Annotated in this window: 12 protein-coding genes; 6 read left to right on the top strand and 6 right to left on the bottom strand. The window is 43.9% G+C overall.

Features of this window, described 5'->3' with window-relative positions; all coding sequences use genetic code 11:
• The first annotated feature begins 49 nt into the window (after positions 1-49).
• From AC1DP6_RS22695 to AC1DP6_RS22685, 3 genes are read left to right on the top strand one after another with little or no spacing between them, the layout of a single operon-like run.
• On the top strand, positions 50-571 hold the full coding sequence (locus AC1DP6_RS22695; protein ID WP_477056869.1) for a hypothetical protein: 522 nt from the start codon (positions 50-52) through the stop codon (positions 569-571).
• A 41-nt stretch (positions 572-612) separates the two neighbouring features.
• The gene (locus AC1DP6_RS22690; protein WP_477056868.1) at positions 613-3,651 is read left to right on the top strand and encodes a ligand-binding sensor domain-containing protein; all 3,039 of its coding nucleotides are present in this window, start codon (positions 613-615) and stop codon (positions 3,649-3,651) included.
• On the top strand, positions 3,651-4,397 hold the full coding sequence (locus AC1DP6_RS22685) for a LytR/AlgR family response regulator transcription factor (protein WP_477056867.1): 747 nt from the start codon (positions 3,651-3,653) through the stop codon (positions 4,395-4,397). The genes AC1DP6_RS22690 and AC1DP6_RS22685 overlap by 1 nt, the downstream gene beginning before the upstream one ends.
• A gap of 54 nt (positions 4,398-4,451) precedes the next feature.
• On the opposite strand, the gene pdxR is transcribed toward AC1DP6_RS22685, so the two are convergent.
• A complete protein-coding gene (pdxR, locus tag AC1DP6_RS22680) occupies positions 4,452-5,918 on the bottom strand; it encodes a MocR-like pyridoxine biosynthesis transcription factor PdxR (protein WP_477056866.1) in 1,467 nt (488 codons plus the stop codon).
• Positions 5,919-6,009: 91 nt separating this feature from the next.
• On the opposite strand from pdxR, the gene AC1DP6_RS22675 reads away from it, so the two are divergent.
• Together AC1DP6_RS22675 and AC1DP6_RS22670 are read left to right on the top strand one after the other, a co-directional pair.
• Positions 6,010-6,450 (top strand): carboxymuconolactone decarboxylase family protein, encoded by a 441-nt coding sequence (locus AC1DP6_RS22675; RefSeq protein ID WP_477056865.1) that lies wholly within the window; start codon positions 6,010-6,012, stop codon positions 6,448-6,450.
• A gap of 41 nt (positions 6,451-6,491) precedes the next feature.
• Positions 6,492-6,923 carry a GNAT family N-acetyltransferase gene (locus AC1DP6_RS22670; protein WP_477056864.1) on the top strand — a complete coding sequence of 144 codons (432 nt, stop codon included), beginning with the start codon at positions 6,492-6,494 and terminating at the stop codon, positions 6,921-6,923.
• Positions 6,924-6,982: 59 nt separating this feature from the next.
• Here the strand turns inward: AC1DP6_RS22670 and AC1DP6_RS22665 are convergent, their stop codons facing one another.
• Positions 6,983-7,549 carry a YceI family protein gene (locus AC1DP6_RS22665; protein ID WP_477056863.1) on the bottom strand — a complete coding sequence of 189 codons (567 nt, stop codon included), beginning with the start codon at positions 7,547-7,549 and terminating at the stop codon, positions 6,983-6,985.
• Between the two features lie 239 nt (positions 7,550-7,788).
• Between AC1DP6_RS22665 and AC1DP6_RS22660 the strand changes: the two genes are divergently transcribed.
• Complete coding sequence (locus tag AC1DP6_RS22660) at positions 7,789-8,532, top strand: hypothetical protein (RefSeq protein ID WP_477056862.1); 744 nt, start codon at positions 7,789-7,791, stop codon at positions 8,530-8,532.
• Between the two features lie 345 nt (positions 8,533-8,877).
• On the opposite strand, the gene aspD is transcribed toward AC1DP6_RS22660, so the two are convergent.
• From aspD to AC1DP6_RS22640, 4 genes are all read right to left on the bottom strand, one after another.
• Positions 8,878-10,521 (bottom strand): aspartate 4-decarboxylase, encoded by a 1,644-nt coding sequence (gene aspD, locus AC1DP6_RS22655; protein ID WP_477056861.1) that lies wholly within the window; start codon positions 10,519-10,521, stop codon positions 8,878-8,880.
• A 17-nt stretch (positions 10,522-10,538) separates the two neighbouring features.
• Entirely contained in the window at positions 10,539-11,585 is a 1,047-nt protein-coding gene (locus AC1DP6_RS22650; RefSeq protein WP_477056860.1) for a type II asparaginase, read from the bottom strand.
• 207 nt (positions 11,586-11,792) lie between these two features.
• A complete protein-coding gene (locus tag AC1DP6_RS22645) occupies positions 11,793-12,221 on the bottom strand; it encodes an SRPBCC family protein (RefSeq protein ID WP_477056859.1) in 429 nt (142 codons plus the stop codon).
• A 60-nt stretch (positions 12,222-12,281) separates the two neighbouring features.
• A partial coding sequence (locus AC1DP6_RS22640) for a helix-turn-helix domain-containing protein (protein WP_477056858.1) occupies positions 12,282-12,518 on the bottom strand: 237 nt, incomplete at its 5' end.

Here is a 12,518-nt window from a genome sequence, read left to right as displayed (position 1 = left end):
TTCCCAACAGTCAGGGGATAAATTTTCCCAATCACTAAACTCTGATAAAATGAAACACTATCTTTTTGCCTTCCTCCTGCTCAGCTTTATAGCCTGCAAAAAAGGAGATGATGGCCCCCAAGGACCTCAGGGCCCGCAAGGGAACGCCAGTGTTACGATGTATACATTTGAATCGCAAAGCTTTGTAGGACTACTTAGGCTTTATCTGAAGGATATTTCACCAGGTAGAATAGACTCCAGCCTTATTCTTGTTTATTATAATCCTTATCCGGAAGCTACCACGGCATGGTATCCCTCGCCTGGTATCGGTTCTGGTGCCGGTCCTGGCCCTATTTATCAAACGCGTTTTTATCTTTATCAGTCAAGTGCCTCTCCAAGTATTTACGAATTGAGATTATTTACGTCGGATCTAAAGGGATTCGTTTATCCTAATCCGGTGACTTTTAGAAAGATCAGGGTTATTATTGCACCTGCCGCTAATATCATCCCCGGGGCCAGGCAAAGCAGTAGTCCGCCGGTCAATTATGCCGATTATTATGCGGTGCTGAGGTATTATCACCTTTCCGAATAGAGAGGTCCGGAATTAGTAGTAATTTTGAGAAAATCACCTGCTTGAGCTGTACACCCCGATATTGCCTGCTCTCGTTTATGGTATTGAGTTATCACTTGCTGGCAGCTCAGACCAGTGGATTGTTTTTTGAAAATTATACTTCTCAGAACGGTCTGTCTCAGAACAGTTGCTTTGCCATTGCACAGGATGCAGAAGGATTTATGTGGTTTGGTACGCAGGATGGCCTTAACCGATATGATGGTAAACAGTTTAAAATTTTTCTACCGCAAAATGATGCCGGTAAAAAATTACCTTCTAACTATATTTCATCGCTCTTTTTTGATCCTTATAAAAAACTATTGTGGGTGGGTACTGTCCGCGGTGCCTGTATCTATTACACTGAAAGGGATTCCCTGCTGAGGGTCAGTGAACTTTTCCCTTTTGCGACCCTTTTGGAAAAGATACCCATAAAGCAAATTGTCAGCTTCCGGGAAAATGAATACTGGATCATTACCTATAACAACGGGCTATTGCAAATGAATACGGAAGCGCAAAGTATCCATACTTTTTTTGGCGATGAGGAGAACCGGTCTCTCGTAAGCAGCATTGTTTTGCATCAGGGAAAAATTATAGTAGCAGTATCGCAACATTTGTTTTGCATAGTACTGCAGAACGGTCATTATGAAGCGCAGCCGGTACCTATACAACATTCCTTTTCAGAAATAAGAGAATTATTTTCCTATAGGAATACTTTGTGGGTTGGTACGTCAACGGAAGGATGTTTCTATATAAACACCCCACTTGAAGCAGCACAGAATATTCATCCGTTTCTGTCCACTGCCGGAGGTATTGGTTGCTTTGCGACAGACAGCACCGGCAACTTATGGATAGGTACAAGAGGGAATGGCATTATGCGGCTTAATGCTCGTTCACAATTAATACAAACCGCCGTACACAACAGATATGATGATCGTACCCCGGGAAAAGATTTTGTATTATCCCTGTTCCGTGACCGGCAAAATATGATGTGGTGCGGCCTTAGCGGTGGCGGTATCGCTAAATATGATCCGTTGAAATATCAATTTGGCAACCTGACTAACGAACCGCTGAATGCCGCTACGCTGCCCGATAATATGATTTTTGATATCTATAAAGATAAAGATGGCAAACACTATGCAGGTACTCAGAATAAAGGATTGGTGACATGGGATACGGCTACAAACCATTTTTACCGTTACCCTGCATTTGCAGCATTTGGTACAGCAGACAATACCATTTACGATATTACAGAAGATGACCATCAACTCTGGATAGCCAGTTGGGGAGGGCTAATCCGGTCTGATAAGAAAAGGCAACAATTCTATCTCTTGGACGATGATAGTTTGCTCACCGCAAAAAAACTGTATTGTGTGCATAAGTTAAAAAATGCAGACAGTCTTTTTATTACCGGTGAAAACGGCCCCGCATTTTTTTCGTTGAAAGACCATCACTGGACAAGTTGTTCAGACAAATTACTACAGCAAAATGCTTATATCGGCAGGTATATTTATGAAGATCAGGATAACGTAGTATGGATCTGTACCACAGGTGGAGGCCTCATAAAATACGACTACCCAACGGGCCGGTTTGAAATCCAGGAAGCTGTAAGACAATACTCGCCTAATACAAGGCACCTCCTGCGTGATGGAGATTTATTCTGGATAGCCACCGACAATGGTATTGTCCAATATGATTTCAAAAGGAAAAAAGTGATCAGGCATGTTACCATTAATACCGCAAATACCTCCGGCGTATGTTATGCTATTCAGAAAGACCGTAAAGGTTTTTTATGGGTAAGCACCAACACCGGCCTGTATAAAATGGATCCTGGAAATTACCAGGTACAGCATTACGACCTGGATAACGGCCTTGGTTTTCTTGAATACAATACCGCCAGCGCGCTTACTGAAGATGATGGTACCCTTTTATTTGGTGGAGTGGGAGGCATCATAAAATTTGACCCTTTGGCGCTCAGGGAAAATACATTCAGTCCGGACCCACTCATCACTGCGATGCAGGTAAATGGCGTTGCATGGCCATTGAATAATTCAACACACACGATGAATGAAATTGTATTACATCACCAACAGAATTTTATCACCTTACAATTTGCAGTGAATAGTTTTTCAAACAGTGCAAACAATCAGTTTGCCTACCGGATGCTCGGGCTCAGTGATAACTGGACTAATAGTGGTAATAATAATGAAGCCAGTTATACCAGTCTCCCGTCAGGTACATACCGCTTTCAACTGCGATCGGCCAATAGTGATGGAAAATGGAGCCAGGGAATTACTACACTGGCCTTCACCATTCTGCCACCCTGGTGGCAGTCATGGTGGTTTCGCACCGGCTGCCTGCTGGCTATAGCCGGCATTGTTTTATGGGTGGTTCGCAGGAGAATTAGTAACATCCGTTATGAAGCAGCCCTGAAACAAAAGATTACGGAAACAGAAATGATGGCGCTGAGAGCACAGATGAATCCACATTTTATTTTCAATTGCATTAATAGTATTGACGCACTGATACAAAGTAATGATAAATATTACGCGACTGTTTACCTGAATAAATTTGCTAAGCTCCTCCGTAACATTCTTGATAGTTCGAAACAGAATACCGTCACACTCACCCGGGATCTGGAAACACTGCAACTGTATATCGACCTGGAACAACTCAGGTATGAAAATAAATTTACGGTTTCTATAATGACAGACGAAGCGCTATTACAGGATGATTATAAGGTGCCCCCCCTGATTGTGCAACCCTATGTGGAAAATGCTATTTTACATGGCCTGAAGAACCGGCAAGATAATGATGGTAACCTGACGATCACGATTACCAAGCAGCAAGAGTACATTGAGTACGTGATTGAAGACAATGGTGTTGGCCGGAATTTCCTCAAAAGCGGATCTCCCAGGGGAGCTAAATCTTACGGCATGGAAATGAGCCAGGATAGGGTCAGGTTTTTTAATAGCGAAGACAATGCTTCAGTAGTAGTAACTGATCTCAGGCATAAGGGAGCAGCAGCAGGTACAAGAGTACAGGTCCTTTTAAAAATACAATAATGCTTACAGCAATTATCATAGATGATGAACAAAAAGGTCGCATTGCCCTCAGGGAAAAGCTGCTTAATTATTGCCCGGACGTAGCGCTTATTGGGGAGGCCGTTGATGGATTGAATGGACTCCATCTGATCAAAGAACAAAAACCGGATATTGTTTTCCTGGATATTGAAATGCCCCGCATGGACGGTTTTGAAATGCTTAATCAACTGCCACATAAAAATTTTAATCTCATCTTTACTACGGCTTATGATCAATATGCCATCAAAGCTATCAAATATGCAGCTTTTGACTATCTGCTTAAGCCCATTGATATTGAAGAACTAAGATCAGCTATTAAAAGAGTAAATGGACAATCACAGGGGCCGACAGAAAAAAAGCTGGAAGTGTTGCAGCTAAACCTGGGCGCTGCATATCCTCTCAGTAAAATCGCCATCCCAACCCTCAACGGGCTTCTATTCTTCAACACAAGTGATATCATACACCTGGAGGCCCAAAGTAATTACACCTGCCTCTATTTCACTAATCAGTCCAAATTACTCACCAGCCGTACACTTAAAGAATTTGAGGAGTTATTGCCTACCGATATTTTCTTTCGTACGCACCACTCTCATATCATTAACCTCAACTATATCAAGCGCTACATAAAAGGAGATGGCGGACAGATTGAACTGCAAAATGGCAGTTGTGTAACGGTTTCCCGGCGTAAGAAAGATGAGTTCTTAAAAACCTTCGGACATGGAACATGACAGAAAAGTATTAAAATTTAAGAAGTCAGTGTAACCCTGAGTAAGACAAAAACTTTACTTAACAAGCTTTTCCAGTATCGCAACCGCTTCAGCTAACTCTTTATTATTAAGCGACGCGAAACCAAACCGTATTCCATTCTGCGAAGTAGTACCGTAATGATATTGCTCGCCGGAAGTAATCCGCATTCCCATTTTGCCTGCTTTTTCTGATAATTTTTTCAGGGATATTTTTTTGGAGAAGCGTAACCAAATGGCCATACCGCCGGTAGGCACTGTAAATTGCACGGCATCTCCCAGGCGCGATTGTAATAGCTCACAAAGCAGGTCGCGCCGCTCCCGGTATACTTTATTGGACTTTTTCAGGTGTCTTTCTATGGTACCATCTGCCAGCAGATTGGCCAGTGCCTGTTCAGTAAGATTATCTCCGCGCAGGTCCATGAGGCGGCGCAGGGATGCTGATCCCTCAATAAAATCAGCTGGTGCAATCATGAAACCGATGCGGATAGATAAGCCCAATGATTTGGTAAAAGAGCCAATATAAATCACATTACCCCCATGATCTGCACTGGCCAAAGGCAAAATGGGCGCAGAGCTATAATGAAAATCATAGTCATAATCATCTTCAATAACAGGTAACTTATATTTCCGTATCACCTCCAGCAGCTTCATTCGGCGGGCAGCACTCAACGTAACGGTAGTAGGGTGATGATGATGTGTAATCAGATACAACATCTTTATTTTTTTACTGCTGCATAACTGTTCAATAGCATCTACATCAATACCATCTTCATCTACCGGTACATATATTAACCGGGCGCCCAGTTGTTCAAAACACAGGTCCGCGAAAAAATAATTCGGACTGCCAACAATTACATAGTCATCTTTTTTGATGATCATGGCAGCAGCCAGGTAAATGGCCATTTGTGCGCCCCGGGTAATCATCACATTGTCGATGGTGATGCTGAGTCCCCGTGTATTGGTAAGATAGGTTTGCATTTCCCGGCGCAATGCTTCGCTGCCGGTAGCATTGCCATACATCAGGAGTTTGTAATAGCGGGGGCTTTCTATAACGGAGCGGCATTCCCGCACCCAGGCGCCGAGTGGGGCCAGGCGGGCATCCGGAAATCCATCATTGACCACCAATAGGTTGCCGGTAGTGGCAGGCGGTAAAGGCACCGGCACCGTAGGCACTGTATGAAAGGCAAATGCTGCTTCACTACCATAAGGTGATACCGTTTTCCGGAAACTACGGGGCCGGATCACCGGTAAATTGGCGGCAACCATCACCCCTTTTCGGGGCACTGCTACCAGCCAGTCCTGGCTGATCAACTCTTCGTATGCGGCGATCACGGTTTTACGATGCAATGCCAGCTGCTCCGCCAATATCCGGCTGCCGGGCAGGAAGAGGCCCGGCTTCAGGATGCCTTCCTGGATCAACCCTATCAAACGGTTGGCGATTTGCTGATACACCGGCAGCTTCAGCGATTTATCTGTTTCTATAAGCGTTTTAAATGGAAGCATCTGGACTACTCATCAATTGTTAAGTGGACTACTAAGATACTCCAGTACAAAGTAATTTTGTAGCATAATTTTTAAGTTACAAAGAAGCATCATGACGGAACGTTTTATAATGAAAGAAGTAGATCCGGCTGCATTCAAAGCGATGCTGGGACTGGAAAGCTACCTGTCCTCCACCAGCATTTCACCTCTCCATCACGAATTAATCAGGGTAAGAGCATCACAACTCAATGGTTGTGCCTATTGCATCAATAAACATACAGAAGATGCCCGTAAAATGGGAGAAACAGAGCAGCGTTTATACCTGCTCAACGCCTGGCGCGAAGCTCCACAATTCAGTGAAGAAGAAAAAATCATCCTGGCCATCACTGAAGAAGTCACCTTCATCACCCAGCAGGGACTTACAGAAGCCACCTATCAAAAGGCGGTACAGCATTTCGGCATAAAAGGTACGGCCGAACTGATCATGGCTGTCAATGTTATTAACGCCTGGGATCGTATTGGGATATCCTCACGCCGCGTACCAGGTAAATAAACTTTGGGACAATTCATAGTTCGTAATTTGAAAATCACTTTATGCCATCTATTAAAAAATCCAATACCGACGCCGATTTCCAGGCATGCACAGAAGTGATTCTTTTTCTGCGTCCACATTTACAAAAGGAAAATCTGCTGGCGCAGATAAAGGAAATGCAGCAGGAAGACTACCAGCTGATATATATCACGGCAGACGAAGATCCTTCCAAAGTAGTGGCTTTCGCAGGCTTCCGGCATATGAACAAATTACATAGTGGTAAGGTGATTTATATAGATGATCTGGCCTGTTTGCCCGCGTATCAGGGAAGAGGCTATGCAGGATTGCTGCTGAATTATATTAAAGCATTGGCAAAAGCAGAAGGTTTGCGCTCTGTGCAACTGGATTCCGGTCATTCGCTGCACCCGGCACACCGGGTGTATCACCGGCAGGGATTTCATATTTCCGCGCATCATTTTTCACAACCCTTGTAAACAAGGTCAGTAGCGGCATACGGGCTATACGATATCAACGGGCCGATATCGTATAGTCGTTACTGTTTTTTAGCGAGTACCTTCAGCACTACTGTTAGCTTATCATCAATGGCATTATCAGGTCCTACGCCAAAATCTTTACGGTTAATGACAAACTGCCCGTTCAGCTGGCAGCTGTTGGCAGCTACCACGGCTGTAAAGGGAAAGGAGATCGTTTTGGTCACCCCTTTAATTGTTAGTGCACCAGTGAGCTGGTAAGTATTGGGCTTGTCGGTAGCCGCCACAGAAGTGGAAAGCAGCCGCATCACCGGGTATTTACCTGCATTAAAATATTTCTCTTCCAGCAAATCCCTGTCACGTTTACCAATACCGGTACTGATGGTATTAACAGCTACGGTGGCATCTATCACGGCCGACTTCAGGTCATGCGGATCAAAACGGATATTACCTTTCAATCCTTTGAAATAGCCATTCACCGTACTGGTGAAAACAAGGTGATTGATGATCGTAAACTTAATGGTGGAACCATCATCAGCAACGGTATATTGCTGCGCCTGTAATGTGGTACCACATAATATCAACAACGAAAATAGCAAAAGACGGAGTTTGGATACAGGAGCTTTCATGATACAAAGTTGTCTGTTTACAATGATTTGGCCAAATCGCGTACCACGTTTGGAAAGTCTTGAATCAGGTTGAAAAACGGGGGAATACCTTTTTTCAATATTCTCCAAATGCCAATACACCCGGATTCGTTGCCATCAAATTATACCACACTATATTTGAATATTATTAAACATTAATACAAATGCGTTAGATAATATTCAATATTTAGACTACTTTTATCTTATCAAAATAATCTCAGATGGCAAAACAAATGTCTATCATTCCTTTTACGGGAAAACTTGGTAACCTCATAGGGTATAAGCGCAACGGCAACTACTTCCTGCGTAGCATGCCTAAAAGCGTACGGCAAACGACTGCTACCCGCCGCGCATCCCGTCGCTTTGGCATCGCCAGCAGGAAAGGCGCTTTTATCCGTCATGCTTTCTACAGTAACCTGGATATCCCGTGTGACGACGGCCACATCAATCGGCTCAACAGGCTACTCATTGCTGCCGGCGATCATCACGCCGCCATAACAGGTTTCCGCTTCAATCGGCATACTGGCGTAGTTCGTTTCTTTACGGTGGCTCCACGGCTGTGCAGTAACGGAATATTAAATATTCCCGCACAAACCATCGCCGGGCATAAAGGTATTACTGCGCTGGAGGTAAAAGTGATCGCAATGCGTATTGATTTTATATCACGCCAGGTGGCGGGTAGTGAAACGGTTACGCTAATGATAGATCCGGATACCGCTTTCCAGGAAACAAATGTTTCGCTGGATGTACCCGGACAGGGATCACTGGTAGTAGTTTTCCAGGTAAGAGCCATATACAAAGATGGCCCATCCAGCAGCAGACAATATATGGCCGCTGATATTATTGCGGTGGCAGCGCCACAAGTACTCAAATATGCTAATAAACGTACTTACCCAAAGCAGACGATATGGCCTCCAAAACTTACCTGGCCACACGCATATCCTGCTGTCATTCAACTGGAATAAAGCTATCCTGCCCCAGAGATATTTTGATAAATAAACCCTTTATGCCTGCTTCCTTTGAATAATATATCTCTTTCCGCAGCTACCTCCTGGTGCTGAAGCAGCGCTGCTATGGCCAGTGCTGATCTCCATCCATTTGCTAATGCAATTTCATCGGGGTTATATATCCGGAAGTCATCCCAGCATCAAGTCCACCTCTCCTGCAGTGCTACTGTAGGTACATAGCGGGTGTCAGGTATAGCATCAACGGATGCTACATAATGACAATACATCTTTCCGTGTACTTACAAAAACAGCGGGCCACCCTTGCATGGTTACCCGCTGTACATCTATCATTATAAAAAAAAGCTACTTTTTGCCTGTTTCTTCTTTATAGGCGCTCACATATTCGTGTATAATTTCTGTCAGGTTCTCACCTATCAGCGTATAAGCATCTGTAGGGAGATTGGCCAGCGATACCCGTACCGACCATTCAGGGCCACCAAACCCGCCGCCATTGAGTAATACAATAGCCGTTTTTTCCGCGAGCCTGAAAAGGATATCCGTAGGCTGCATTTTCTTTTGCAGCCATTGGGAGAAATCATCTCCATAAATTTTACTCGCCCAGGAAGCAATATCTATTTCGGAATAATAGCCCGTATTCAATGGATCATCTATTTGTTCCAGTTCTATTTTATCCCATAATAGTTTCAGGCGTTTGTGTACCAGTTCCTGCGCAATCTTTTTATAATTATTCTCTTTATCCAGCAACGCAAACAAACTGAATAACGTCATTTGTGTTTGCTGCGGTAAAGATAATCCGGCGGTATGATTCAGTGCTACCTGCCGGCTGTCCGCTACCATACGGTCAATGAACTTCATCTGCTCCGGATGCAGGGTGGTAGTGTTATAGCGCTTGGCCAGCCCTTTCTTCGCCGTGGCGGGCAATTCACTGATCAGCTTATCGTATACGTTATGCTCATGTATAGCGATCACGCCTAAACGCCAACCGGTACAACCAAAGTATTTCGAGAACGAATATACGCAGATCGTGTTAAATGGAATTTTTGATAAAAGAGAATGAAATCCGTTAACGAAAGTACCGTATACATCATCCGTAACAATCATCAGATTGGGATTATCTTTCTTCACAATAGCCGCCAGCTTATCCATGATAGCAGGGTCTATGGCCCTGGAAGGAGGATTACTGGGGTTCACGGTAAACAATACTTTAATTTCCGGGTCTTTCAGCTTTTTCAATTCTTCATCCGGATACTGCCAGGTATGTCTGCCTTCTTTCGTTTGGCCGATAGCGTTAATATATACTACTTCAAACTGATAACGTTCCAGTTCGGGAATTTCCAGGTAAGGCGTAAACGTGGGTACCATCAAAGCGATGCGGGAACCCTGTTTCAACAATTTGTTCTGCATCAGCGAATCGAAGATGTAACACATGGCAGCAGTGCCACCTTCTACCGCAAACAGGTCAAATTTTCCTTTGATCGCCTGTCCTCCGCACATTTCCTGTACAATATAATCATGTACAATTGGCTCCATGTGGGCTAACATACGGCCTGGCACCGGGTATTCGTTACCGATAATACTTTCTGCCAGTTCAAAAACAAATTCATCTTCTCCGAAATTATGTTGCTGAATACCGTATAGGTATGCCTGTTGTAGCAGGTTGGCGCCGGGTACACTTTTATGCAGGGCCAGGAAAGATTTGAAGCGGTCGCCGATACCACTCTTTTCCGGAACGCCGGCAAAGCCGTGGTTGTCTGCCATATTACGCCGGCATTCTGCGATACCAAATTGTCCCAGCAGGAAATAAGCTTCCCTTGGTATGGTAGCTACCCAGTTAGGGTTACCACGACCTGCATTCAGCATTATCTCCGTACTTTTTTCTGCTTTACTTTTCGCCAGTGAAATGAGGGTGTCCTTCAGTTCAAACGGACTTAGTTTCTGCAACGCACGTTGCTCTGCTACCGTGGTTTTGATATAAGACAGGGCCATAGCTTATGTTTGGAGGATCAATATTTAAAGAAATAACTCTGCAAAATGTCTTTGTTGGTGGTTTGTGTAAGTCCCAGCATTAACAGTATCCTTGCTTTCTGGGGGTTCAGGTCATCGCTGACAATAGTACCCAGTGTTTTATCATCTACTTCATCATATTGTGTTACCCTGCCGGATCCTACATGGCTGGACCTTACCACTACAATTCCTTTTTTCACCGCTGCTGCAATAGCATCATAAAAAGCTTTGTTGAAATTACCATTGCCTACACCCGCAATCACGATGCCTTTATACCCTTCTTTTACGAAGTTGTCGATGGCCACCGGTTCGGCATCTGCATACATATATGCGATCCCCACTTTAGGCAGCGTTTTATCTCCGGTAATATTAAAGGGTGTTTCTTTGTCGGACTTGCGCATAGGACTCATGTAGTAAATCACTTTACCGTCATATACCTGTCCTATAGGCCCCAGGTTGGGAGACCGGAAAGCATCTACTTTGGTAGTACTGCCTTTGGATACATCGCGGCCATCAAAAATGCTTTCATTAAAAACCACCATTACGCCGCGTCCATTTGATTTGGTATTGGCAGCTACCGTAACGGCATCATATAAATTTTTGGGACCATCTGCACTGATGGCTGTAGAGGGGCGCATAGACCCGGTGAGTACTACCGGCTTATCACTGCGTACGGTCAGGTTCAGAAAATAGGCAGTTTCTTCCTGGGTATCGGTACCATGTGTAATCACAATTCCTTCTGCTTCATTATGGACAAATATTTCGTTGATACGCCTGTTCAGTTTCTGCCAGATCTCGATCGTCATATCCTGACTGCCCACATTGGCAATCTGTTCCCCGGTAATAGTCGCAATGTTTTCAATACCCGGAACAGCCTTCAGTAACGATTCAATAGGTACCTTACCTGCCGTATAAGCCGCCCTGTCAGCAGATGCTCCTTCTCCCGCGATGGTACCACCTGTAGCCAGAATGATGATGCGTGGTTTCTGGGCAAAGGAGGTAACACAGACAAATAATACTACGATTAAAGTACATAAGGTTCTCATATGTAGTGCTTTTAATACCTTTAGATTGTTTGGTAGGAATTGTCAGGATATTAGAACACCAGAAGTCCTGTTATTGTTCGCGTGCGATTTTTTGTCGGGAGCGGGACAAAAGTTTTCTTTGACATAGAAAGAATAAAAAAAGATTTGGGGAGATGCAAACGAAAATATCCGCTTACATCTCCCCAAATCTTTTTTTATTCTTTAATATTAAACGCCCTCCGCTACCTTCTTCAGGCCGGTCAACACTGTTTTCCAGTTTTCCTTTGAATGATCACAGGCTTCCTGGTTGGCAAAGTTCGACTGGGTGATAGAAAACTGGGTATGATCACTTCCCTTGTCTTCCAGGCGATAAACAATCGTCGAATAATTCTCCGGTACATCTTCCCTGCCAGAGCTCAGATAACTGTACGATAATAACTTTCCTTTCTCCACATCCAACACTTCTCCTTTTTCCTCATAATGTTTTCCTTCCCATTCACAAGACCAGATCACCGGGCTACCTTTTTTCCAATCGCTGTCTACCTCTGTTCCAAAAAAATAACTTTTAATCTTTGCTTTATCCGTGATAGCGGTCCACACTTTGGAAGCGGGAGCATGAATACTGATAGATTCCGTTACTGTCAATTGCTTGTCCATAATAAAGTGTTTTAAATTGTACTACAATATTAGGCAGTTGCTAAGGGAGCGGATTGCATTTTACGGATTAATTCTAACCGAATTGGGGGTGACCCCAAATTTCTTTTTAAAAGCATTATTAAAATGCTGAGGTGTGGAATAACCTAATTCATATGCTATTTCTGCTGATGTTTTCTCTGTATCCAGTAAGTATTGATTAGCCAATTGCAACCGCTGCCCGGTTAAATATTCAAACACAGTGGCATTAAAGGTTTCTTTAAACCCGCGTTTTAACTTGTATTCGTTCAGCCCTACCAG

Source organism: Chitinophaga sp. 01L420, from assembly GCF_056399985.1.
This window is presented reverse-complemented; position numbering and strand designations above follow the sequence as displayed.